The organism is Serratia bockelmannii (genome assembly GCF_008011855.1).
Taxonomy (GTDB): domain Bacteria; phylum Pseudomonadota; class Gammaproteobacteria; order Enterobacterales; family Enterobacteriaceae; genus Serratia; species Serratia bockelmannii.
This window is the reverse complement of the sequence record NZ_VOUX01000006.1, coordinates 81,319-104,982: the sequence shown is the minus strand read 5'-3', so window position 1 is coordinate 104,982 and position 23,664 is coordinate 81,319. Positions and strand designations below refer to the sequence as shown.

The window sequence follows — 23,664 nt, the reverse complement described above, 5'->3', positions numbered from 1 at the left end:
AGATTGCATGGCTCTGACGCGTTTATTGATTAAAGACTTCCGCAATATCGAGGCGGCGGATTTGGCGCTAGCGCCGGGATTCAACTTCCTGGTTGGCGCCAACGGCAGCGGCAAGACCAGCGTGCTGGAAGCGGTGTATACGCTCGGCCACGGCCGCGCCTTTCGCAGCCTGCAGGCTGGTCGGGTGATTCGCCACGACCAACCGGAGTTCGTGTTGCATGGCCGCATCGAAGGTGCGGAGCGCGAGCTGTCGGTAGGATTGAGTAAGAGCCGTCAGGGTGACAGCAAAGTACGCATCGATGGCAGCGACGGCCACAAGGTGGCCGAGCTGGCGCAGCTGCTGCCCATGCAGCTGATCACCCCCGAAGGTTTTACCCTGCTGAACGGCGGGCCGAAATTCCGGCGCGCCTTCCTGGACTGGGGCTGTTTTCATAACGAACCCGGTTTTTTCACCGCCTGGAGCAACCTGAAACGGTTACTGAAGCAGCGCAATGCCGCGCTGCGCCAGGTGAGTCGCTATGCGCAGATCCGCGCTTGGGATCAGGAACTGATCCCGCTCGCGGAGCGCATCAGCGAATGGCGGGCGGAATACAGCGACGCGATCGCCGCGGATATCACCGCGACCTGTGCGCAGTTTCTGCCTGAATTCGGCCTGAGCTTCTCCTTCCAACGCGGCTGGGACAAAGAGAGCGACTACGGCGAGCTGCTGGAGCGCCAGTTTGAGCGCGACAGGGCGTTGACCTATACCGCGGTGGGGCCGCATAAAGCGGACTTTCGCATTCGTGCCGACGGCACGCCGGTAGAGGATTTGTTATCGCGCGGTCAGCTTAAGCTGCTGATGTGCGCGTTGCGCTTGGCGCAGGGTGAGTTTCTCACCCGGCAGAGCGGGCGGCGTTGCCTGTATCTGATTGATGATTTTGCCTCCGAGCTGGACACCGGCCGTCGCCGGTTGCTGGCCGATCGCCTGAAAGCCACCCAGGCCCAGGTTTTTGTCAGCGCAGTCAGCGCTGAACAAGTGACCGACATGGCCGGTGAAAAGGGCAAGATGTTCCGCGTGGAACAGGGTAAAATAGAGGTTCAACCACAGGACTAAAATGAGCGAGAAACGTTGATGTCGAATTCTTATGACTCCTCAAGTATCAAGGTATTAAAAGGGCTGGATGCGGTGCGCAAGCGCCCGGGCATGTATATCGGCGATACCGATGACGGCACCGGTCTGCACCACATGGTATTCGAGGTTGTGGACAACGCTATCGACGAAGCGCTCGCGGGCCACTGTAGTGACATTCAGGTCACCATCCATGCCGACAACTCGGTATCGGTGCAGGATGACGGCCGCGGCATTCCGACCGGCATTCACCCGGAAGAAGGGGTTTCAGCCGCAGAGGTCATCATGACCGTGCTGCACGCCGGCGGTAAATTCGACGACAACTCCTATAAAGTTTCCGGCGGCCTGCACGGCGTGGGCGTCTCGGTGGTTAACGCCCTGTCGGAGAAACTGGAGCTGGTGATCCGCCGCGAAGGCAAAGTGCACGAACAAACTTACAGCCACGGCGAGCCGCAGGCGCCGCTGAACGTGGTGGGCGAAACCGAGCAGACCGGCACCATGGTGCGCTTCTGGCCGAGCCACCAGACCTTCACCAATGTGACCGAGTTCGAGTATGACATTCTGGCCAAGCGTCTGCGCGAGCTGTCCTTCCTCAACTCCGGCGTGTCTATCCGCCTGAAGGACAAGCGTACCGACCGTGAAGACCACTTCCATTACGAAGGCGGCATCAAGGCGTTTGTCGAGTACCTGAACAAGAACAAAACCCCGATCCACCCGAACGTGTTCTACTTCTCGACCGTGAAAGACGACATCGGCGTGGAAGTGGCGCTGCAGTGGAACGACGGTTTCCAGGAAAACATCTACTGCTTCACCAACAACATCCCGCAGCGCGACGGCGGTACGCACCTGGTCGGTTTCCGTACCGCGATGACCCGTACGCTGAACAGCTACATGGAGAAGGAAGGCTACAGCAAGAAGGCCAAGGTCAGCGCCACCGGCGATGACGCACGTGAAGGCCTGATCGCCGTGGTCTCGGTGAAGGTGCCGGATCCGAAGTTCTCTTCTCAGACCAAGGACAAGCTGGTCTCTTCCGAGGTGAAAACCGCGGTTGAAACGCTGATGAACGAGAAGCTGGTGGATTACCTGATGGAGAATCCAGGCGACGCGAAAATCGTGGTCGGCAAAATCATCGACGCGGCGCGCGCGCGCGAAGCGGCGCGTAAAGCGCGTGAGATGACCCGCCGCAAAGGCGCACTGGATCTGGCCGGCCTGCCGGGCAAGCTGGCGGACTGCCAGGAACGCGACCCGGCGTTGTCCGAACTGTACCTGGTGGAAGGGGACTCCGCGGGCGGCTCTGCCAAGCAGGGGCGCAACCGCAAGAACCAGGCTATCTTGCCGCTGAAGGGGAAAATCCTCAACGTCGAGAAAGCGCGTTTCGACAAAATGCTCTCCTCGCAGGAAGTGGCGACGCTGATCACCGCGCTGGGTTGCGGCATCGGCCGCGACGAGTACAGCCCGGACAAGCTGCGTTATCACAGCATCATTATCATGACCGATGCCGACGTCGACGGTTCGCACATCCGTACGCTGCTGTTGACCTTCTTCTATCGCCAGATGCCGGAAATCATCGAGCGTGGCCACGTGTTCATCGCACAGCCGCCGCTGTACAAGGTGAAGAAAGGTAAGCAAGAGCAGTACATCAAAGATGACGAGGCGATGGATCAGTACCAGATCGCTATTGCGATGGACGGCGCTACGCTGCACACCAATGCCAGCGCACCGGCGCTGGGTGGCGAACAGCTGGAAAAACTGGTGGCTGAGCACTATGGCGTGCAGAAGCTGATCGGCCGCATGGAGCGCCGCTACCCGCGCGCGCTGCTGAACAGCCTGATCTATCAGCCGACGCTGAACGAAGGCGATCTCAGCGATGAAGCCAAGGTGAAAACCTGGATTGCTTCGCTGGTGCAGGCGCTGAACGACAAAGAGCAGCACGGCAGCAGCTATGACTTCGTTATCTTCGAGAACCGCGAGCGCCAGATGTTCGAGCCGGCGCTGCGCATCCGCACCCACGGCGTGGATACCGACTATAAGCTGGACTTCGACTTCATCCACGGCGGCGAATACCGCAAGATCTGTCAGCTGGGCGAGAAGCTGCGCGGGCTGGTCGAAGAGGGCGCGTTCATCGAGCGCGGCGAACGCCGCCAGCCGGTAGACAGCTTCGAGCAGGCGCTGGAGTGGCTGGTGAAAGAGTCGCGCCGCGGCCTGTCGGTGCAGCGTTATAAAGGTCTGGGCGAGATGAACCCGGAGCAGCTGTGGGAAACCACCATGGATCCTGAAAGCCGCCGTATGCTGCGCGTGACCGTCAAGGATGCCATCGCTGCCGATCAGCTGTTCACCACGCTGATGGGCGATGCGGTTGAACCGCGCCGCGCCTTTATCGAAGAAAACGCCCTGAAAGCGGCGAACATCGATATCTGATGCGTTAATGGCTGTGAAAATCCGCGCCGGGCGACCCGCGCGGATTTTTTTGCGCCTTTTTTGGCGCTGACAGCCGAGGCTGAAACGCGTTAGCATGGGGAAAAAACCACTGGGAGAAGCGTTGAATGGCTATTGAACTGATTGCGATCGACATGGACGGCACGTTGCTGGATCCGCAGCACCAAATCACGCCGGCGGTAAAGCAGGCTATCGCGGCGGCGCGGCGCAAAGGGGTGCACGTGGTGTTGGCCACCGGGCGGCCTTATGTCGGCGTGCAGGATTATCTGCGCCAGTTGGACATTCAGGGCCCCGGCGATTTCTGTATCACCTATAACGGCGCGCTGGTGCTGCGTGCGGTTGACGGCGCCTGCATTCTGCAAGAAACGCTGGGCTTTGAGGATTATCTGCACTTTGAGCAGATGGCGCGCGAGTTCGGCGTTCACTACCAGGCGTTTGATTTCGATACCCTGTATACCCCGAACAAGGATATCGGCAAGTACACCATACACGAGGCGGAAATGACCGGTATTCCGCTGAAATACCGCAGCGTGGAAGAGATGGATCGCCAGATGCGTTTCCCTAAAGTGATGATGATCGACGAGCCGGAGCTGTTGGACCGCGCTATCGCGCGCATCCCGGCGGAAACGCGCGAGCGTTATACCATCCTGAAAAGCGCGCCTTATTTCCTCGAGATCCTGCACAAGAACGTCGATAAGGGCGCCGGGGTGAGAATGCTGGCCGAGCATTTGGGCGTGGCGCGGGAAAACATCATGACGCTGGGGGATCAGGCCAACGATACGGCGATGATCGAATATGCCGGCGTCGGCGTAGCGATGGGCAACGCCATTCCCGAACTGAAAGCGGTGGCGCAGTTTGTCACCAGCGCCAATACAGAGGACGGCGTGGCGCGCGCTATCGAGAAGTTCGTGCTCAACGCCTGATAACGCGTGGGCGCTGCGGCGCCCCTTTATACTTTCGCCAACACCCCTTTGGCGATCTGCAGATCCTGAATCGCCAAGCCGGTGAGATCGGCGATGGTGATGTGCTGCGGCTCGCGTCGTACCCGCCCTCCCTGCGCCAAGACGGCGCCCATTTCGACGATTGGCGTTGAAATCAGCCTGTTTTGCCGATAAGCCGTCGCGATCTCACCATAGTCCGCGCACTGCGTCAGGGCATCGACCAGCAGCGCGTCTGCGTTGGCCACCAAATCGGTCGCCAGTTCCTGTTTGCCGGGCGCGTCGGCGCCCACGGCGGTGATGTGCGTGCCGGGCCGAATATCCGCCGCCTGCAATATCGGTTCGCGGCTGGGCGTGGTGGTCACGATCAGCCGACAGTGCGCTGCCAGTTCCGCCGCATTCTGCGTAACCCGCACCCGAAAACCCTCGGCTTCGGCATCGCGCCGATACGCCGCCAGCGCCTGTTCGTCTCGTCCCCACACCCATACGTCTCGGCAATCGGTCACCGGTTTCAGGCATTGCAGCTGCAGCCGCGCCTGCAGACCCGTGCCGACCATGCCGATCGCCTGAATATGCGGCGGCGCGCACAGCTCGGCGGCGATGCGGCCGGCCAGGGCGGTGCGCAACGCGGTCAGCCAACCTTCATCCTGCAGCAGCGCCTGCGGTTCGCCGGTCTGGGCGGAGAACGCCATCACCAGCCCCTGATTGCTCGGCAGGCCGTGTTCGGCGTTGCGATAGAAACCGGCGGAGATCTTGACCACGAACAGTTCGTCACCTTCCAGCCAGGCGGACTTGATGCAGCAGTCGCCGGCGGCACGCTCGAACAGGAAATGCTGCACCGGCGGTTGTTGCACTCGCTGTTGCGAGTAGGCGATAAAACCCTGCTTCAGCAGCGGCGTTATGGTCTCGGCGTCGAACGCGGCGAGGATTTGCTGCCGATTAAGGATGTGCATCGGCGATGGCCTTGAGGTATTTCTCCAGCACGATGTTCTTGCCGCACAGTACCACCGCCACCTTTTTACCCTGGTATTCCGGCGCCAGTTTGATCGCCGCCGCCAGCGCCACGCCGGCCGCGCCTTCGATAATCCAGCGATCGCTGGCGGCGATCCGGCGCATCGCGTGTTTGATCTCTGCCTCGCTAACCAGCACTTTGCGGTCGATCAGCTGTTGGCACAGCGGAAAGGTCACGGCGCCCGGCTCGACGCCGCCGGCGGTGCCGTCGGACAGGGTTTCTTGCTCTTCCACCGGGAAGATATGGCCCGCTTCCAACGCGCTGTACAGGCTGGTGGCGTTTTCCGGCCAGCAGGCGATAAGCTGCGTGTTCGGCGACAGTTGCCGCAGAACGGTGCCGATGCCGGCGATATAACCCCCGCCGCCGACCGCCACGAACACCGCGTCCAGATCGGTGAGTTGTTCAACCAGCTCCATGCCGCAGGTGCCCTGGCCGGCGATCACCTGCTCGTCGTTATACGGCGAGATATAGGTTTTTCCCTGTTCGCGTGCGGCCTGTTCCCCCGCCAGTTCGGCGTTCAGCGCATCGCCCGGCACCAATTCCACGGTGCCGCCCAGTGCACGAATGGTGTCGAGCTTGATGCTCGCGGCCGTCTCTGGCGCATAAACTGTGACGCCAACCCCCATCAGGTACCCCGCCAGGGCGACCGCTTGGCCGTGGTTGCCGGTTGAGGCGGCGATCACGCCGCGCCGGCGTTGCTCGTTATCCAGCAGCCGCAGCTTGTTGCTGGCGCCGCGAAATTTAAAGGAGCCGGTGTGCTGCAGATGATCGCATTTCAAATACAGCTCGCAGCCCAATTGCTGAGAAAGCAGTACGCTGCGCTCCAATGGCGTGACCCGAACCTGAGGGCGCAGTTGCTGATGGGCAGAAACAATGGCATCGAAGAGGGGATTCATACCGGCTCCAGAATATTTTGGACTTAAAAATCCATATTGTACTTTTTTGTATTGATTGTAAACCCTGCCATCCGACCGGCAGGTAAGCCGGCCAGCAAACGGCAATGGCCGGAGAAGAGCATCGGGTTGGCGGTGAAAGTAATCATTAACCTGTCGTTTAGCGACACGATTTTTTATTTATTTGCGTTAAGAAAGGCGCTGCCGCTGAATTATTTTGATCAAGTAAATGAGAATGAAAAAATAGCGCTCGCGGCATCTGCCTATACGGCATGGGCACCGCTGAGTTTCACTGCCTGGAATACGGCCGCCTACCCGGGCGTTTATTTCCTGCCGGCGCCGCCGAGCGGCTTAAATGATAAGACGCTGAAAAATAATTGCGCCAAAATGCCCCCGAGCGCCTCTCGCCGGCCATATGAAACGCTGCCGCCGATCCGGTAAGATGGCCGTTCAGTGCCAGCATGCGCAGGAGAGCCGCCATGAGCCATCGGGAAAAACAACTGACTTTCGACCCACGCGGGCATCAGTTAACCAATATCAACGTCTGGACGCCGGACAGCCAATGGCTGGCTTATGACGTGCGCCCGCGCGGCGCCTCTTTCACCGGCCTGAGCATCGAGCGGGTTAACGTCGCCAGCGGCGCGGTGGAAGTGGTTTATCGCGCCCAGCACAGCGCACACGTCGGCGTGGTCACGGTCAGCCCCGATGCGCCGGCGCGTTACGTCTTCATCCACGGCCCGGAACACCCGGACAGCGCCTGGCAGTATGATTTTCATCACCGCCGCGGGGTGATCGTCAGCGAACCGGATCGCGAGTTGGCCATTACCCTCGACGCGCTGGATATCACGGCGCCCTACACGCCCGGCGCGCTGCGCGGCGGCAGCCATGTGCACGTTTTCAGCCCGGACGGCAGCCGCCTCAGCTTTACCTACAACGATCACGTGATGCATGAATGCGATCCGGCGCGCGATCTGCGCAACGTCGGCGTGGCTGTGCCGCTGCACGGGGTCAATCCGCCGAAACAGCATCCCCGTGAGTATGACGGCAGCCACTATTGCGTGCTGGTCAGCGAGACCGTGCCGCAGCCGCAGCCGGGCAGCGATCAAATCAATCGCGCCTACGAAGAGGGCTGGATTGGCCGCGAAGGTTACCGTAAGGCCGACGGCCGCCGGCAGCGCTGGGCGCTGGCATTTATCGGCGATACGCTGTCCGCCGCCGGTGAGAAGCTGCCGGAGGTGTTTATCGTCGATCTGCCGGAGAACGACGCCGACTACGCCAGGGCGGGTGCTCTGCCGCTGCAGGGGACGGAAAGCGAGCTGCCGGCGCCGCCGCAGGGCGTCAGGCAGCGGCGGGTGACCTTTACCGGGGATCGTCGTTTTCCGGGCGTCGCCGGCGCGCCGCGCCATTGGCTGCGCAGCTCGCCGGACGGTAGCCAGATAGCTTTTCTGATGAAGGATGACGGCGGCGTGGTGCAACTGTGGACGGTGTCGCCGAACGGCGGTGAGCCGCGCCAGGTCAGCCGCGCCGAGCATGACATCCAGTCGGCGTTCAGCTGGCACCCGCAGGGCGGGGCGATAGCCCTGGTGTGTGACAACAGCGTGATGCTGTGTGAGGTTGCCAGCGGCCGCCTGCAGCGTTTAACGCAGCGCAGCCTGCAGCCGCCGTCGGGAGATGCCGTGGTGTTTTCGCCGGATGGCAAGAAAGTGGCGTTTATGCGCGAGATTGCCGGATTCAACCAGATCTTTGTGGTTGAGGCGTAAGGCGGGCCTGATGGCCCGCTGCGTGCGTGATCAGTGTGTGGCGGTGCTGTCGTTGCCTTCGCCGGGGTTGCCGGTTGCCGCCAGATTCTGCTGCTCGCTGCGCAGGATGCGCGCTTTTGGCGAGTCTGCGGTGGCGTCATTGCCTGAACGCAGATAGTCGTAAGGCAGCAGCACGGTATCCATTACTGCGGAGAACGGGAGATCCAGCGCCACCAGCGGCATCATCGCCCAGCTGGTGTTGTCGTCCTTCAGCATGTCCACGCTGGCGCGGGTGCCGGGATAGTAACCCTGATTCGGGCCGGTATGGCTCATCACGCTGGAGCAACCGCTGGTCGCCAACAACATGCAGCCCGTCGCTATCGCTTTCATCGTCGTCATTAATCCATCCTGCAGGGTTGCTGTGCCCCTAAATTAAGCTGATTTATAACATCCTGTTGCTGCTTTAAAAGAAGCAAAATCCCGCTCTGTGGCGGCTCTCTCACTTTAGTGTAAGTGGTAAAAAAACTTTCACCTAACCGAAATGCGCTTTTTTTGATCCTCGCCTGTTGAATTGATGAAAGCAACCCCCATTTTATCATCAGAGCCGGATTGAGAATTTGCCGTAAGGGAATTCTGGCTTAATTAGCCTGTCCAGAGTGGAAGGCGTATTTATTTCAACCTCGCTGAAGTGCCTTAGGAGGCTGTTTTATGCGTAATTTTGATCTTTCCCCGCTATACCGTTCCGCCATTGGTTTCGATCGCCTGTTCAACGCGCTGGAGGCCGGCCAGAGTCAGGGTAACGGCGGCTATCCCCCTTATAATGTCGAGCTGGTGGACGAAAATCATTATCGCATCGCCATTGCGGTAGCCGGGTTTGCCGAGCAGGAGCTGGAGATCACCACGCAAGATAATCTGCTGATTGTTCGCGGTGCGCACAATAACGAACCGGCAGAAAAAACCTACTTATATCAGGGCATCGCCGAGCGTAATTTCGAGCGTAAATTCCAGCTGGCCGAACATATCCAAATTAAAGGTGCCAAACTGGAGAATGGCCTGTTGTATATCGACATGCAACGCATCGTGCCGGAAACATTAAAACCGCGCCGTATCGAAATTAAATAAATTTCTGTTTTTCCGGCAGGTACGCTGCCGGTAAATAATACCTAGCCTGCCGTCAGGGGGCTGAATAAACACATCTCGCTTAATGAAAGGAGTTGTTCCTATGCGTAATTACGATTTATCCCCGCTTCTGCGTCAATGGATTGGTTTTGATAAATTGGCCAGTTCAATGGGCGGCCAGGAACCTCAGGGGTTCCCGCCGTATAACATCGAGAAAAGTGATGACAATCATTACCGCATTTCTCTGGCGCTGGCCGGTTTCCGGCAGAGCGAACTGAATATCGAAGTGGAAGGGCCGCGGCTGACCGTCAGCGGTAAACCCACGCCGCCGGAAAAACAGGTCGAATACCTGCACCAGGGCCTGGTGTGCAAAGAGTTTCAGTTGACCTTCACCCTGGCGGAGCATCTGCAGGTGTCCGAGGCCAAATTTGAAAACGGCCTGCTGCACATCGATCTGGTGCGTCAGGTGCCGGAAGCCTTGCAGCCTCAGCGCATCGCCATCGGTGCGACGCCGGAGCTGGAAGCGAAATAACCGACTGAAAAACGGTCATCATCATACGGGGGAGATCCAGACGGGTCTCCCCCGTTGCGTTATGTGGCGCACGCCACAGTCCCCCCGACGGTCCGATGTCATAATCCTTGTTAACTGTGTGTCTTTGTCCGCAAATTCCCGATTCAACTTTGGCAAGGAAGTGACCTATGAGCGATATCGCCCTGACCGTCAGCATGTTGGCGCTGGCGGCCGTCATTGGGCTGTGGATGGGGAACTGGAAGCTGTACGGCGTCGGGCTGGGCATCGGCGGCGTGCTGTTCGGCGGTATCCTGGTCGGGCACTTTGCCCAGAGCGGGCAAATCAGCCTGAACGGGGACATGCTGCACTTTATCCAGGAGTTTGGCCTGATCCTGTTCGTCTACACCATCGGCATCCAGGTCGGCCCCGGTTTCTTCTCTTCGCTGCGCGTCTCCGGTCTGCGCCTCAACGCCTTCGCGGTGCTGCTGGTGCTGACCGGCGGTGTCGTGGCGGCGGCGGTGCACAAGCTGTTCGACGTGCCGCTGCCGATCATCCTCGGCGTGTTCTCCGGCGCGGTCACCAACACCCCGGCGCTGGGCGCCGGTCAACAAATCCTGACCGATCTCGGTTCCGATCCGGCGTTGGTGGACGGCATGGGGATGGGCTACGCCATGGCCTACCCGTTCGGCATTTGCGGCATCTTGCTGGTGATGTGGCTGATCCGATTGGTTTTCCGCATCAACATCGATCGCGAGGCGCAGGCGTTTGAAAACGGCCTGGGCAATCAGCGCGAGCTGCTGCACGCCATGAACGTGGCGGTGCGTAACCCCAACCTGCAGGGCATGGCGATCAAAAGCGTACCGCTGCTCAACGGTGAAGCGATCGTCTGTTCGCGCCTCAAGCGCGGGGAGCTGCTGATGGTGCCGGCGCCCCACGAACGGCTGGAGCTTGGCGACTATCTGCACCTGGTGGGCAAACGGGAAGATCTGGAAAATGCCCGGCTGGTGATCGGCGAAGAGGTGGACGCTTCGCTGTCGACGCGCGGCACCGCGCTGCAGGTGGTGAGGGCGGTGGTGACCAACGAGCAGGTGCTGGGCAAGAAAATCCGCGAGCTGAACCTGAAGCAGAAGTATGACGTGGTGATTTCACGCCTCAACCGCGCCGGCGTGGAGCTGGTGGCCGGCAGCAACGTGACGCTGCAGTTCGGCGACATTCTCAACCTGGTCGGCCGGCCGGAGGCCATCGACGCGGTGACGGCAATCGTCGGCAACGCCCAACAAAAACTGCAGCAGGTGCAGATGCTGCCGGTCTTTATCGGCATCGGTCTCGGGGTGCTGCTGGGCTCCATTCCGCTGTTCGTGCCCGGCTTCCCGGCGGCATTGCGGCTGGGGCTGGCCGGCGGGCCGTTGGTGGCGGCGCTGATCCTGGGGCGCATCGGCAGTATCGGCAAGCTGTATTGGTTTATGCCGCCGAGCGCCAACCTGGCGCTGCGCGAACTGGGCATCGTGCTGTTTCTGGCGGTGGTCGGTTTGAAATCGGGCGGCAATTTTATCGATACGTTGCTGCACGGCGAGGGGCTGACATGGATTGGTTATGGCGCGTTAATCACCGCCATTCCGCTGCTGAGCGTCGGTATTCTGGCACGCACGGTGGGCAAGATGAACTACCTGACGCTGTCCGGCATGCTGGCGGGATCGATGACCGATCCGCCGGCGCTGGCCTTCGCCAACGGTCTGCATCCCACCAGCGGCGCCGCCGCGCTGTCTTACGCCACCGTGTATCCGTTGGCGATGTTCCTGCGCATCATGTCGCCGCAGCTGCTGGCGGTGCTGTTCTGGACGTTGTAGTGCGGATCGTCTACAGCCGATAAGGCATCAACACGCCATTGTCAGTGCCGAAATCTTTGGGGTTGCGGGAGATGAGCATCCGGAATCCCACCTGCGCTGTGGCCCAGATAATGGCGTCTGGCAGTTTCACATGCTGTGAGTGGCGCAGTTCTACGGCGCGTTCAGCGACTTCATCGGTAATAGGCAGCAGCAGAAATTGCCCTAAAAACTGACGTGTTTTCAGCTCCAGTGCCGGACCCTGTTTTTTAGCACCTACCATCACTTCCATCCAGGTGATGGCGCTGATGGCCGGATTGATGTGATACTCGACCAGAACGTCCCTGGCTTGAGGAATGCCGTTGAGATAATCGATCAGGATATTGGTGTCGAATAACGCCCGTTGAGCCACCATTATTCCCACTCCTCGCGCTGACGATTTTCGTACTCCACGCCATCTCCCATCGCCCCGGACCAGAGCCCGAAAGCGTTGCTGGGATCTTCCACGTGGTTCTCCGTCAGATAGCGGGAGACTGCTTGACGAATGATCTCGGCCCGCGGAACGTGGCGGATATTTTTCAGATTATCGAGCTGCCGCAGGTCTTCTTCAGGTAAATCGATCACGATGCGAGTCATCGTTGGCCCTCCAAAAAAGATATACGATATATGCATCGTATATCTTTGTCGGTCAATTTTCAATCAGTCGGCGTTAGCCTTTCTGATGTGCGCGCTCGATCTCTTCCGCCAGAATAGCCACGCCGCGCTCGATTTTCTCCGGATCGGGCACGTAGTTCATGCGCATGCACTGGTGGGTGTGCGGCCAGTCGTGCTCCAACCCCGGGAAGAAGTAGTGGCCCGGCACCATCAGCACGCCGCGCTTTTTCAGGCGCTGATACAGCACTTCGGTGGTGATCGGCAGATCCTTGAACCACAGCCAGAGGAAGATAGCCCCTTCCGGTTTGTGGATCAGGCAGCGCTCCGGCGACAGGTAGCGGCGAATAATCTCGATGGTGTGCTCGACGCGCTGTTTGTAGAACGGGCGAATGACCTCGTTCGACAGGCGCAGCAGATCGCCGCGCGCGATCATTTCCGTCGCCATCGCCGGCCCCATGCTGCCTGGCGACAGGCTGATGATGCCGTTCATGTTGGTTAGCGCGGTGATCACCTTCTCGTCGGCGATCACGATGCCGCAGCGCGAGCCCGGCAGGCCGAGCTTGGACAGGCTCATGCACAGGATGGTGTTCGGGTTCCACAGCGGCGTGGCGTCGCTGAAGATGATGCCGGGGAACGGCACGCCGTAGGCGTTGTCGATCACCAGCGGAATATCACGCTGCTGCGCCAGCAGGTCGAGCTTCATCAGCTCTTCGTCGGTGATCACGTTGCCGGTCGGGTTGGTCGGCCGTGAAACGCAGATCATGCCGATGTCATCGCCGATGGTGAGATGTTCGAAATCGACGTGATACTTGAACTGGCCGTCCGGCAGCAGCTCGATGTTCGGTTTGGCGGAGACGAACAGCCCTTCGTCCAGCCCGGCGTCGGCATAGCCGATATATTCCGGCGCCAATGGGAACAGCACGCGGCGGCGCGAACCGTCGGCGTAGCGGCCGGCGAACAGGTTGAACAAGTAGAAAAACGCGCTTTGGCTGCCGTTAGTCAGTGCAATATTCTGTGGCGAAATCTCCCAGCCGAGCTCGTCGCGCAGCAGATTGGCCAGCGCTTTCAGCAGCGCGTCCTTGCCTTGCGGGCCGTCGTAGTTGCACAGCGCCTCGGTCAGTTTGCCCTGGTCGAGCATCTCCTGGCACAGCTGTGTGAAGTAGGCTTCCATCTCTGGGATCTGCGCCGGATTGCCGCCGCCGAGCATGATGGCACCGGGGGTGCGCAGGCCTTCGTTCAGGTCGTCCATCAAACGGGTAATGCCCGCATAACGAGTAAATTTTTCGCCGAAAAGTGAGAAAGTCATAGGTGCAGCAGTACTGTTTCTTAGCAGGTAATCACCCACCATACCGCCAGACAAATCCCGCTGCAATGCGGCCGACAAATCGGCCAATGGGCACAAACTTCGCTCATTGGCCGATTAGCAGCATATTACGCTGGATTATTGTGACCGTTCGCCGGCCCACACCACCATCACCTTATCGTCGCCGAGCCGGCGGCTGAAGGCATAATAGGCGGCGTGCGCCTGCGGGGTTTGCACGCCGCCGCCGATCGCCGGGTGGCGAGCGCGGAACTGCCCCAACCGTTGCCAGTGGGCCAGCAGCGGGGCTTTTTCCCCCTGTAGCTCACGCCAGTTCATGTCGGAACGGGTACCCTGCAGCGGATCGGAACCGGTTGGGCCGAGCGGGCGGCCGCTTTCATCGCCGTAGTAAATCTGCACCGCGCCCGGCGCCAGCAACAGCAGGTTCGCCGCCCGCTGTTGGCGAGGCAGCGAGCCTTTGGCGTCGCTGGCGAAGAACAGCCGGGTGTCGTGCGAAGAGAGGTAGCTCAGCACGTTGAAATCCTGCAGCCGCTCGGCCATCTGCCGGTAGGTGGCATCGATGTCAGCAAAGCAGCCCAGCGCCTGCGACGCCTGGTCCTGGAAATCGAAGTTGATCATCGCGTCGAAGCCGTTTTGGTAATAGTCGCTTTTCATCACCCCGTGGCCCCAGGCCTCGCCAGTCATCCAAAACGGCGCATCATCCAACGCCTGCTGCGGATGCTCCGCTTTCCATGCCGCCAATGCCGCCGTGGCGCGCTGTTTCAACAGCGCCAGCGTCGGTTTTTCCACGTGCTTGGCGGTATCGACGCGAAAACCGTCGATGCCGTAATCGCGCACCCACTGGCTGAGCCAGACGGTCAGGTAATCGCGGGTGGTGGCGCCGGGCATGTCGCGCGCGGCGGTGTCGGGTTTGTGGCGATAGAACAGCGGCAGGCCGCTGGCGCCGGGCGCTTCGGTTTTGATATCCGGCAGGAAGGCCAGTGACATCGTCAGATCGTCATAGCCCGGCGCGTCATAGTCGCCGATGTCGGTGCGGATCCAATTTTTCCCCCACCATGGGCGCCAGCCCGCCTTGTCGCTGAAGTTGATGTAGTCGTTGAAGCTGTGCCAGTTTTGCCCTGGCCCGGGGCGCCAGTCGCTCCAGTTTTTCCCCAGGGTTTTCTCCACCTCTGCGCCTTGCAGATACAGCGAGCCGAAGTGGAACGTCTGCATATCCGCCAGCGTGGCGTAGCCGACGTGGTTCACCACCACGTCGAACAGAATGCGAATGCCGCGGCGATGCGCCTGCTCGACCAGCGTGCGCAGCTCCTGTTCGGTGCCCATGTTGGCGTCGAGGCGAGTCCAGTCCAGCGCGTAATAGCCGTGATAGGCGTAATGCGGGAAATCACCTTGGGTGCCGCCGCCGACCCAGCCGTGGATCTGCTCCAGCGGCGAGCTGATCCACAAGGCGTTGACGCCGAGCTGCTGCAGATAATCCAGCTTCTGCGTCAGGCCGGCCAGATCGCCGCCGTGAAAGGTGCCTATTTCCTGCAGGCCGTCGCTGCGGCGCCCGTAGCTGTGGTCATTGGCCGGGTTGCCGTTCTCAAAGCGATCGGTCAGCACGAAGTAGACCGTGGCGTTATGCCAGCTGAACGCCGCCGGTTTCGCCGTGGCGGCGGATTCCAGCAGCAACAGGCCGCCGCTGGCGGGGGCGGGCTGCAGCGTGATTTTTCCCTGGCTCACCTGCGCCGTTTGGCCGGAATAGAAATCGCGCAGCGTTTCGCCTTCGGTGAAGGTGGAGGTGACGTCGACCGTGACCGGCTTACCGTTCCAGCGCGGGCAGCTGCGGACGGCAACGGCGGCGCTTTCCGGCACGCTGCTCAGGCTGAGCTGCAGCGTCGGCGTGCCGCTGCGCGTATCGACGCGCACCTGATAGTCGCCGGCGCGGAACTGCCGCCAGCTGACCGGCGGGTTGGCGCCGCACGGGTGCAGCGACAGCGTCTGGTTAAGTTTTATCGCCTCCGCCGGTTGCCAGCAGTGGTTATCCTGATACAGGCGCAGCGGCAGCTGGCCTTTGGGCAGCGTGGCCTGGCTGGTGAACAGCCCGGCGGCCGTTTCGTCGAGGGCCGGGAAACCCGGCAGTGTCCAGCTGGCCAGCGCCGAAGGCGACAGCAGCATCAATAAGGGCAGGGGTAACAGTTTCATGGCTCTCCTTACGCGCGGCAGGAAGCGTTTTTCTCGCAGGGTAGCGCCCAGTGTGGCAAACGACGGAAAAATGGCCTCCTCCCTGCGGGGGTTTTTCGAGGAGGAGAGGAAGGGCGGAGCGTTTTCGGATTGATTCGGCTTGGCTTTGTGCGCGCGCTGCGGCAGATTAAACGGTGAACATCAAAGGAGGTTAGCGATGACGGACAAAAACTGGCGAGAAGAGATCGTTCAGGCAATTCAGGATGCCGAATTGCAGCACTTCGCCGAAGAACATCAGCTGCAGGCGCTGTTCGCGCCGCAGCAGGAAGAGCAACACGGCCGGTTATCCTCAGACCACCGGCCGCGCTGAGTTATTTCCGCAACAGCTGCGGGTTGACGCAGTTTTCTTTCACCGTGCCGGTCAACGCGGCGATCAAATTATCCACCGCGCAGGCGGCCATGCCGTAGCGCGTTTCATGGGTGGCGGAGCCGATGTGCGGCAACGCCACCACGTTCGGCATGCTGAGCAGCGGCGAGTTGGCCGGCAGCGGCTCTTTCTCGAACACATCCAACCCGGCGGCGTGGATCACGCCGTTTTGCAGCGCTTCGATCAGCGCCTGCTCATCCACTACCGGCCCGCGGCCGGCGTTGATCAGAATGCCGCTTTTCTTCATTTTCGCCAGCTGTTCGCGGCCGATCATGTGGAAGGTTTGTTCGGTCAGCGGCAGCGTGATGCAAACGAAATCCGACTCGGCCAGCAGGGTATCCAGATCGCAGCGACGGGCGTTGAAGCGTTGCTCCGCCTCTTCGTGCGTGCGGCGGGCGTTGTAGAGCACCGGCATGCCGAAGCCGAAGTGCGCGCGCTGCGCCAGCGCCAGGCCGATGCGGCCCATGCCGAGGATGCCGATGGTTTTGTGGTGCACGTCGACGCCGAACCAGTCCGGCCCAATGCTGCCGCGCCATTCGCCGGCCTTCACCCGCTCCGCCACTTCCACCACCCGGCGCGCGGTCGCCAGCACCAGGCTCATGATGGTGTCGGCGACGGTTTCGGTCAGCACCGTCGGGGTGTGCATCAACAGCACGTTATGGGCGTTGAGCGCCTCGACGTCGAAGTTGTCGTAGCCGACGGAAACGGTCGAGGCCGCGCGCAGTTTGGGCGCCTGCTGCAGGAAGGCTTCGTCAATTTTACCGCCGGAACCGATGATCCCTTCGGCCTGCTGCAACGCCTGGCGCAGTTCGTCGCGGTTCTCCGGCTGCAGGCCGTTGAAGGCGTGCACGGTGAAGTGCTGTTCCAGACGTTCAAGCAGATCGGCGGGCAGGCTTTTGTACAATACGATAGAAGGCTTCATCACGAACTCCAGCTGGGCCAAAGGGGGCATGGTGCCCCCCCGGTTGGGTTAACAGATAAAAAGTATAACCGGATCAAGCCAATTGCGGCTGGATCTCGTTGCGGGCGGGCTTGACGATCAGCGTCAGCACCACCGCCACCACCAGTGCGATGGCCATGAACATATAGGAAGCCGCCGGGCTGCCGGTGGCGCCATTCAGATAGCCGACGAACCACGAACCGAAGAACGAACCCAGCGCGCCCATGCTGTTGATCAGCGCCATAGCGCCGCCGGCGACGTTTTTCGGCAGCATTTCCGGAATGATGGCGAAGAACGGCCCGTAGGGGGCGTACATCGCGGCGCCGGCGACCACCAGCAGGCCGTAGGAGATCCAGAAATGGTTGGCGCCGACGGCGTAAGAACCGAAGAACGCCAGCGCGCCGATCAGCAGCAGCGGCCAGACAAACAGCTTGCGGTTTTGCATTTTGTCCGACGCCCAGGAGACCACGATCATGGCGATGGTCGCCGCCAGGTAAGGCACCGCCGACAGCCAGCCGGCCTCCACCATGCCCATCTGCATGCCGCTGCGCAGGATGGAAGGCAGCCACAGCACGAAGCCGTACACGCCGATGCTCCAGGCGAAGTACTGCACGCACAGCAGGATCACGTTGCGTGAGCGGAAGGCTTCGCCGTAGTTGCGCACGGCCTTGATGCCTTTTTGCTCTTCGTCCAGCTGCTGCTGCAGCGCCTGTTTCTCATCGGCGCTCAGCCAGCCGGCCTGCGCCGGTTTGTCTTTCGCCAGCACCCACCAGCAGAACGCCCAGATAACCGCCGGAATGCCCTCGATGATGAACATTTCACGCCAGCCGAAGGCGTGGATCAGGTAACCGGACACCACCGACATCCACAGCACCGTCACCGGGTTGCCGAGGATCAGGAAGGTATTGGCGCGTGACCGCTCCGATTTGGTGAACCAGTTGCTGATGTAGATCAGCATCGCCGGCATCACCGCCGCTTCCACCACGCCGAGGATAAAGCGGATGGCGGCCAGCATCGGAATATTGCTGACCACGCCGGTCAGCGAGGCGCAGCCGCCCCACAGGATCAGGCACCAGAAGATCAGTTTTTTGACGCTGCGACGTTCGGCGTAGATGGCGCCGGGAATTTGGAAGAAGAAATAACCGAGGAAAAACAGCGCGCCCAGCAGCGAGGCCATGCCTTTGGTGATGCCGAGATCTTCATTGATGCCGGCGGCAGAGGCGAAGCTGAAGTTGGCGCGATCGAGATAGGCCAGGCTGTAGGTGATAAACACGATGGGCATGATGTACCACCAGCGTTTGGCCGCGACAGTCGCTTTGTTCATGTTCAGTATCCTTCAGTGGTGTTGCATCCCCTTCGCCCGGCACGCTGGGCGTGAAAGACGAAGGGGCAGATGCTCTCCCGACGCGTCCCGGTTGTAGGGCCAGAGGCTGACGTCATGCGGAGAAGTCGTTTTTTTTATTGTTATTCGGCCAGCGCCGCACGGGTCGGCAGGCCTTCGCTGTCGCCGATGGCCTGGATCGCCAGCGAGCCGATTTTGTTGCCGCGCTGCACTGCCTGTATTAGCGTTTTGCCTTCCAGCAGGGCGCTGAGGGTGCCGACGGCAAAGCCGTCACCGGCGCCGACGGTATCCACTACGTTGTCGACCTTGACCGCGGCCACTGCCGCTTTATCGCCGGCGGCGGTTTTAAACCAGGCGCCGTCCGGGCCGGTTTTGATGATCACCGCCTGCACGCCGCGCTCCAGATAGAAATCGGCGATGCCTTCCGGTGTCGACTGGCCGGTGAGGATCTGTCCCTCTTTCAACCCCGGCAGAACCCAGTCGGCGGCGAACGCCAGCTGGTTCAGCTGCTCGATCATCACCTCGCGGCTGGGCCACAGCACCGGGCGCAGATTGGGATCGAACGAAATGGTTTTACCCATGGCACGCATCTCGCGCGCCGCATGGTGGCACAGCGCCAGCGACTCGCTGGACAGCGCCGCCGCCACGCCGCTCAGGTGCAGGTGGCGCGCGGAACCGAAATACTCGCGGTTGAAATCGGCAATCGACAGGTGGCTGGCCGCCGAGCCCTTGCGGAAATACTCCACACTGGGATCGGTACCATCGGTGGTTTTGGATTTCACCTGAAAACCGGTGGGGTAGTGGCCGTCGACCGTCACCTGCCGGTAATTGATGCCTTCTTTTTTCAACTGCTGCAGGGTGAAGCGCCCGAACGAATCGTTGCCGACGCGGCTGACCCAGCCGACGTTCATACCCAGACGCGCCAGGCCGATCGCCACGTTCAGTTCGGCGCCGGCGATGCGTTTGGTGAAGGTTTCCACCTCCGCCAGATCGCCGGTTTGTGCCGCCACGAACATCGCCATGGCTTCACCCAGCGTGACCACATCCAGGGGCGCCTGCTGCGCCGTTGTTGCCGTTAACGTTGTCATCATGGGGTTACTCCGCACGCAAGATATTGACGTAATGGCGGGTGACGGCTTCCAGGTCATCGCCCTGCAACGGGAATTCGATACCGCGCGGCACATCGTGCGGCAGGCGGGCCAGCAGGTCGCGCCAGCTGCCGTCGGTCTCGTCCAGCGCGACGGCGCGCCAGCCGCGCGGGCCTTGGGTGGCGGCTTTGACGTGCACGTAACCGACGTGGCGGGCCAGGCGTTCGGCGGCGGCGAAGGCGTCTTGCCCCACCCACAGCCAGTTGGCCATATCGAAGGTCATGCTGACCGGCAGGTGGCTATCTTCCGCGGCGTGGAAAAAGGCGTTCAGCATCGACAAAATGCCGCAGTCCGGCGTTTGGTCGTTCTCGACCACCAGCTTGACCGGGTGTTGCTCCAGCGCCACTTTCAACTCGGTAAAATCGAAGCCGGGGCGGAAATGGCCGAGGGAGAGCTTCAGCTGGCGCGCGTTCAGCGCCTGCGCTTCCGCCAGCAGCGCCGACAGGTTGGGGTTCAGCGTATGTTGCGGTGTGAACAGCGCCTCAGGGGCGGAATAGACGGCGAACAGCTGCTGGCGATCGATCTCTTGCGCCAGCGCCGGCAGGCTGTCTAGTTCACCGGCGGTGAACAGTTCGCGGCGGATCTCCACTCCGTCGGCGCCCGCGCCGGCGATGATGGGCAACAGCGCGCGCTGGCCGCCGTGTTGTTTGACGGTATCGGTGCCGTAGGCGCCGGTGACCACGATGATTTCTGTTTTCATTTTGACTCCTGAGGCGGCATTGTCGCCGCCGCTGCTGTTACCGGTACGTTAAATGGAACCGGTTCCAGCGAAAAGCGACAGAGTGTAAAAATATGATCGCAATCACGAAGCTGAGCAAAAAACAGCCGATTCAGATAGAGGCGGGGCAGTCAACGGCCCCGGAGAAGGTGGATTAGCGGGTGGTGGAGCCGCGGACGATCAGCTCGCCGGAGAACATCTGCTCGCCGCTGGGGGTGGCCAGGCCCTGAATGCGCTGCACCAGCCGCTCCAGCGCCGCGTGTCCCATTTGGTAGGTAGGTTGTTTCAGCGTGGTGATGCCGACGCCCGCCAGCTCCGCCCACTCCAGCTCGTCAAAGCCCAGCAGGCCGATGTCGTTGCCCCACTGGATGCCGAGCCGACGCATGGCGCGCGCCACCTGCAGCGTCAGGGCGCCGTTGGCGGAGATCACCGCTTTGCGCATGCCGCGATGGCGGCCGCTGAAATCGCTCAGCACCTGCTCCAGCTTCTGCCGATCGTTGAGCGGCGTTTCGGCCTGCTCCGCCAACAGCGCGGGGTGCTGCGCCATGGTATGTCTGAAGGCGTGCAGGCGTTCGAGACGGGTATTGACCGTACCGAGCGGCTCGCTGAGGAACAGGATCGCTTCGAAACCTTGTTGCAGCAGGTGTTCGGTGGCGACGGTGGCGGCTTCGCGGTTGTTCAGGCCCACCACGTCGCAGGCGAAGTCGGGGATTTTTCGATCGATCAGCACCATCGGCAGCATCGACTGTTGCAGCGTGGATAATGCTTCCTCGCGCATGCCGACCGCGTTGACCACGATGCCTTCTACCCGGTAACTGCTGAGCAGCTGCAGGTAGTGCTGTTCCTGATTGACTTCGTTGTTGGTGTTACACACCAGCAGGGTAAAACCGTGTTGACGGCAGGCGGCCTCGATGCCGCGCATCACGTCCACCGAATAGGGGTTGGTGATATCGGCGAGGATCAGGCCGATCAGGCGGGTCTGGCCGCCCTTCAGGCTGCGCGCCATCTGGCTTGGCCGGTAGTCGAGCTGCTGGATAGCCTGTTCGATGCGCTGTTTGAGATCGTCGGAAAGCAGGTGCTGTTCACCATTCAGATAGCGCGACACGCTGGTCTTGCCGGTTTTGGCGATGCTGGCCACATCGCTGATGGTAGCGCGTCCTGAGGTGCGCGTTGCCTTGCCTGTGCTCACAGCCGATCCCTCCTGCGGTTAATTGCCAAGGAGACTACCATACCCGATGTGCGAGCGGGAATGTTGAAGGATAAGGAGAAAGTCGGGAGGTAGAGGCGGGGCACCGGTGGCGCCCCGCACGGGATTACTGCAGCGGGCTGAGGGTGATCTCGACGCGGCGGTTTTGCGCCTTGCCTTCCGCGGTGCTGTTGGAGGCGATCGGGTTGTCCGGGCCGGCACCGGTGGTGCGGATACGGTTCGCCGCCACGCCCTGGGTGATCAGCGCGCTGGCTACGCCGTCGGCGCGCTGCTGCGACAGGTTCATGTTGAGCGAGCGGGAGCCGGTGCTGTCGGTGTAGCCGACCACGTTGACCGCGGTTTTCGGATACTCTTTCAGCACCATGGCGACGCCGGTCAGGGTGTTGGCGCCCGCCGGTTTCAGCGTGGCGCTGCTGCTGTCGAAGGTCACATTATTCGGCATGTTCAGCACGATGTTGTCGCCCTGGCGGGTGACGCTGACGCCGGTACCTTTCATCTTGTCGCGCAGTTTGGCTTCCTGCACGTCCATGTAATAGCCTGCGCCGCCGCCGAGGGCTGCACCGGCCGCTGCGCCGATCAGCGCGCCCTTGCCGCGATCTTTCTTGGAAGAGGACAGCACGCCGACGCCGGCGCCCAGTGCGGCACCGAGGCCCGCGCCGATGCCGGATTTACCGACTTCGGATTCGCCGGTGTAAGGGTTGGTGGTACAGGCCGACAGCGTGAGCGCGACGCTCACTGCGCCGGCAATAATTGCAATGCGTTTTTTCATGTTCTTGTCCTTAATGGCATCAATTCTGTACGCGCCGGCCCAACACGGGGGCGCAAAAAGTAGGCGACGCAGGTGGGGCCCGCATCACCGCGCTACTATGACGCGTTGGCTCGCCGGCAGTTCCGGAGAAAAACGTGACAAATGATGAGCGCGGGTAAGTGCTGGGGGAGTTATGCGATAAAACGCCGGGCGGCGCCATGCAGCGGATTCCTAATTGCGCGCCGCCAGGGCGCGAATGCGCCTTTTTTAACCGTAACCGGTTGAATTCTCGATTGCCGGCCAGTTCATGATCAGCGTATAGGCTTGGGTTTCGTCGTTAAACAGACGTTGCGTCACCTGAAAACCGTGCTTGTGGTAGAACGCGCAGGCTCGCAGGTTCTGCTGATACACCTCCAGGCTGAGCCGGCGGTAGCGCTGCTGCACGTGCGTCATCAGCGCCTGGGCGACGCCGCGGCCGTGATACGCCCGATCGACGAACAGCGCGCCGATGAACTGCTCGTCCAGCACGCTGATAAAGCCGACGATCTCGTCGTTATGCCAGCAGGCCCAGCTTTGCGCGCGCGGCAGGTAGTTTTCCCGCACCAGTGCGGCGCTCTCATGCCAGTATTTTTCCGCCACGAACGGATGGGCGGCGATGGTGCTGGGCAGCCACAGCGCCATCAGCCGTTCGATATCCTCTGGGCCACAGGGGCGGATCACCGTGGCTTTGGGTAGCACATGCACCCCGTGAGATGATCGTTCACCAGCCCGCTGGCCTGCATGAAGGCGTAACAGATCGTGGAGCCGATAAACTTGAAGCCGCGCTTTTTCAACGCTTTGGACATGGCGTCGGACTGCTCGGTTTTAGCCGGCACCTGGCTCAGCGCCTGCCAGCGGTTGAGCTGCGGCCGGCCGCCGACGAAGTCCCAGATGAAGGTAACGAAATTCTCGCCGGACGCCTCCATCGCCAGATAGGCTTTGGCGTTGGTGATGATGGCTTCTATCTTGCCGCGGTGGCGGATAATGCCGCTGTCCTGCAGCAGATTTTCCACGTCCTGCTCGGTCATGGCGGCGACCCGCTGCGGATCGAAACCATGGAAAGCACGCCGGTAATTCTCGCGCTTTTTCAGGACGGTGATCCAGGAAAGGCCGGCCTGCTGCCCCTCCAGGCACAGCATTTCAAACAGCTCGCGCGCGTCGGTGGTGGGCGCGCCCCATTCCTTGTCGTGATACTCGAGATACAACGGATCGGCCGTCACCCAACCGCAACGTTCGTCTGCCATCCTGACTGTCCTTATGCTGTGTTTATGAACAGTAATCATCGCTCGAAGCGCCGAACTTGGCAAGCCTCTGATTGTTTTGTCATCAGCCCGCTTGACGTGGTGAAAAAGCCGACAATAGTTACTACATGGCCGGT

Annotated in this window: 24 protein-coding genes; 9 read left to right on the top strand and 15 right to left on the bottom strand. The window is 61.0% G+C overall.

Annotation, left to right across the window (positions count from 1 at the left end; all coding sequences use genetic code 11):
- Window positions 1–7 precede the first annotated feature (7 nt).
- From recF to yidA, 3 genes are all read left to right on the top strand, one after another.
- Complete coding sequence (gene recF / locus FOT55_RS10625; protein WP_025304758.1) at window positions 8–1,093, top strand: DNA replication/repair protein RecF; 1,086 nt, start codon at window positions 8–10, stop codon at window positions 1,091–1,093.
- An 18-nt stretch (window positions 1,094–1,111) separates the two neighbouring features.
- The gene (gene gyrB / locus FOT55_RS10620; protein ID WP_025304759.1) at window positions 1,112–3,526 is read left to right on the top strand and encodes a DNA topoisomerase (ATP-hydrolyzing) subunit B; all 2,415 of its coding nucleotides are present in this window, start codon (window positions 1,112–1,114) and stop codon (window positions 3,524–3,526) included.
- A 125-nt stretch (window positions 3,527–3,651) separates the two neighbouring features.
- Window positions 3,652–4,467, top strand: a complete 816-nt coding sequence (gene yidA / locus FOT55_RS10615) for a sugar-phosphatase (protein ID WP_025304760.1) — start codon at window positions 3,652–3,654, stop codon at window positions 4,465–4,467.
- Between the two features lie 26 nt (window positions 4,468–4,493).
- On the opposite strand, the gene FOT55_RS10610 is transcribed toward yidA, so the two are convergent.
- Both FOT55_RS10610 and FOT55_RS10605 read right to left on the bottom strand, forming a co-directional pair.
- The gene (locus FOT55_RS10610; RefSeq protein WP_025304761.1) at window positions 4,494–5,435 is read right to left on the bottom strand and encodes an ornithine cyclodeaminase family protein; all 942 of its coding nucleotides are present in this window, start codon (window positions 5,433–5,435) and stop codon (window positions 4,494–4,496) included.
- A complete protein-coding gene (locus tag FOT55_RS10605; RefSeq protein WP_089181466.1) occupies window positions 5,422–6,390 on the bottom strand; it encodes a threonine/serine dehydratase in 969 nt (322 codons plus the stop codon). Before FOT55_RS10605 ends, FOT55_RS10610 begins: the two co-directional genes overlap by 14 nt.
- Window positions 6,391–6,426: 36 nt before the next feature.
- Between FOT55_RS10605 and FOT55_RS10600 the strand changes: the two genes are divergently transcribed.
- Window positions 6,427–6,828 carry a hypothetical protein gene (locus tag FOT55_RS10600; protein ID WP_147823458.1) on the top strand — a complete coding sequence of 134 codons (402 nt, stop codon included), beginning with the start codon at window positions 6,427–6,429 and terminating at the stop codon, window positions 6,826–6,828.
- A gap of 38 nt (window positions 6,829–6,866) precedes the next feature.
- Window positions 6,867–8,147 carry a DUF3748 domain-containing protein gene (locus FOT55_RS10595; protein ID WP_147823457.1) on the top strand — a complete coding sequence of 427 codons (1,281 nt, stop codon included), beginning with the start codon at window positions 6,867–6,869 and terminating at the stop codon, window positions 8,145–8,147.
- 30 nt (window positions 8,148–8,177) lie between these two features.
- Here FOT55_RS10595 and FOT55_RS10590 read toward each other — a convergent pair whose 3' ends face one another.
- Window positions 8,178–8,525 (bottom strand): YceK/YidQ family lipoprotein, encoded by a 348-nt coding sequence (locus tag FOT55_RS10590; RefSeq protein ID WP_016929593.1) that lies wholly within the window; start codon window positions 8,523–8,525, stop codon window positions 8,178–8,180.
- A gap of 309 nt (window positions 8,526–8,834) precedes the next feature.
- Here FOT55_RS10590 and ibpA point away from each other — a divergent pair, with 309 nt between their 5' ends.
- The 3 genes from ibpA to FOT55_RS10575 all read left to right on the top strand — a co-directional run bounded on the left by ibpA (window position 8,835) and on the right by FOT55_RS10575 (window position 11,603).
- Window positions 8,835–9,248, top strand: a complete 414-nt coding sequence (gene ibpA, locus FOT55_RS10585) for a small heat shock chaperone IbpA (RefSeq protein WP_004933919.1) — start codon at window positions 8,835–8,837, stop codon at window positions 9,246–9,248.
- A gap of 100 nt (window positions 9,249–9,348) precedes the next feature.
- Window positions 9,349–9,777, top strand: coding sequence for a small heat shock chaperone IbpB (gene ibpB, locus FOT55_RS10580; protein ID WP_004933922.1), 429 nt, complete (start codon window positions 9,349–9,351; stop codon window positions 9,775–9,777).
- A 167-nt stretch (window positions 9,778–9,944) separates the two neighbouring features.
- Window positions 9,945–11,603 (top strand): putative transporter, encoded by a 1,659-nt coding sequence (locus FOT55_RS10575; RefSeq protein WP_147823456.1) that lies wholly within the window; start codon window positions 9,945–9,947, stop codon window positions 11,601–11,603.
- 10 nt (window positions 11,604–11,613) lie between these two features.
- Here FOT55_RS10575 and FOT55_RS10570 read toward each other — a convergent pair whose 3' ends face one another.
- The 4 genes from FOT55_RS10570 to FOT55_RS10555 all read right to left on the bottom strand — a co-directional run bounded on the left by FOT55_RS10570 (window position 11,614) and on the right by FOT55_RS10555 (window position 15,738).
- On the bottom strand, window positions 11,614–11,994 hold the full coding sequence (locus tag FOT55_RS10570; protein WP_025304766.1) for a type II toxin-antitoxin system VapC family toxin: 381 nt from the start codon (window positions 11,992–11,994) through the stop codon (window positions 11,614–11,616).
- Window positions 11,994–12,215, bottom strand: coding sequence for a ribbon-helix-helix domain-containing protein (locus FOT55_RS10565; protein ID WP_025304767.1), 222 nt, complete (start codon window positions 12,213–12,215; stop codon window positions 11,994–11,996). Before FOT55_RS10565 ends, FOT55_RS10570 begins: the two co-directional genes overlap by 1 nt.
- A gap of 73 nt (window positions 12,216–12,288) precedes the next feature.
- Window positions 12,289–13,539 (bottom strand): valine--pyruvate transaminase, encoded by a 1,251-nt coding sequence (locus FOT55_RS10560; RefSeq protein ID WP_147823455.1) that lies wholly within the window; start codon window positions 13,537–13,539, stop codon window positions 12,289–12,291.
- A gap of 135 nt (window positions 13,540–13,674) precedes the next feature.
- Window positions 13,675–15,738, bottom strand: a complete 2,064-nt coding sequence (locus FOT55_RS10555; protein WP_147823454.1) for an alpha-amylase — start codon at window positions 15,736–15,738, stop codon at window positions 13,675–13,677.
- 196 nt (window positions 15,739–15,934) lie between these two features.
- On the opposite strand from FOT55_RS10555, the gene FOT55_RS25420 reads away from it, so the two are divergent.
- Window positions 15,935–16,087 carry a hypothetical protein gene (locus tag FOT55_RS25420; protein WP_162837931.1) on the top strand — a complete coding sequence of 51 codons (153 nt, stop codon included), beginning with the start codon at window positions 15,935–15,937 and terminating at the stop codon, window positions 16,085–16,087.
- 1 nt (window position 16,088) lies between these two features.
- Here the strand turns inward: FOT55_RS25420 and ghrB are convergent, their stop codons facing one another.
- From ghrB to FOT55_RS10515, 8 genes are all read right to left on the bottom strand, one after another.
- Complete coding sequence (gene ghrB, locus FOT55_RS10550) at window positions 16,089–17,066, bottom strand: glyoxylate/hydroxypyruvate reductase GhrB (RefSeq protein WP_049204664.1); 978 nt, start codon at window positions 17,064–17,066, stop codon at window positions 16,089–16,091.
- 73 nt (window positions 17,067–17,139) lie between these two features.
- Entirely contained in the window at window positions 17,140–18,408 is a 1,269-nt protein-coding gene (locus FOT55_RS10545; RefSeq protein WP_033639091.1) for an MFS transporter, read from the bottom strand.
- Window positions 18,409–18,548: 140 nt separating this feature from the next.
- The gene (locus FOT55_RS10540; RefSeq protein WP_025304772.1) at window positions 18,549–19,514 is read right to left on the bottom strand and encodes a sugar kinase; all 966 of its coding nucleotides are present in this window, start codon (window positions 19,512–19,514) and stop codon (window positions 18,549–18,551) included.
- A 7-nt stretch (window positions 19,515–19,521) separates the two neighbouring features.
- Window positions 19,522–20,274, bottom strand: coding sequence for a sugar phosphate isomerase/epimerase family protein (locus FOT55_RS10535; RefSeq protein ID WP_060434905.1), 753 nt, complete (start codon window positions 20,272–20,274; stop codon window positions 19,522–19,524).
- A 172-nt stretch (window positions 20,275–20,446) separates the two neighbouring features.
- Window positions 20,447–21,481, bottom strand: a complete 1,035-nt coding sequence (locus tag FOT55_RS10530; RefSeq protein ID WP_025304774.1) for a LacI family DNA-binding transcriptional regulator — start codon at window positions 21,479–21,481, stop codon at window positions 20,447–20,449.
- Window positions 21,482–21,605: 124 nt separating this feature from the next.
- Window positions 21,606–22,268: an OmpA family lipoprotein gene (locus FOT55_RS10525; RefSeq protein WP_016929583.1), complete on the bottom strand. Its 663-nt coding sequence runs from the start codon at window positions 22,266–22,268 to the stop codon at window positions 21,606–21,608.
- Between the two features lie 246 nt (window positions 22,269–22,514).
- Complete coding sequence (locus FOT55_RS10520; protein WP_043140746.1) at window positions 22,515–22,967, bottom strand: N-acetyltransferase; 453 nt, start codon at window positions 22,965–22,967, stop codon at window positions 22,515–22,517.
- Window positions 22,964–23,530 (bottom strand): DNA-3-methyladenine glycosylase I, encoded by a 567-nt coding sequence (locus FOT55_RS10515; protein ID WP_025304776.1) that lies wholly within the window; start codon window positions 23,528–23,530, stop codon window positions 22,964–22,966. The genes FOT55_RS10520 and FOT55_RS10515 overlap by 4 nt, the downstream gene beginning before the upstream one ends.
- Window positions 23,531–23,664 lie beyond the last annotated feature (134 nt).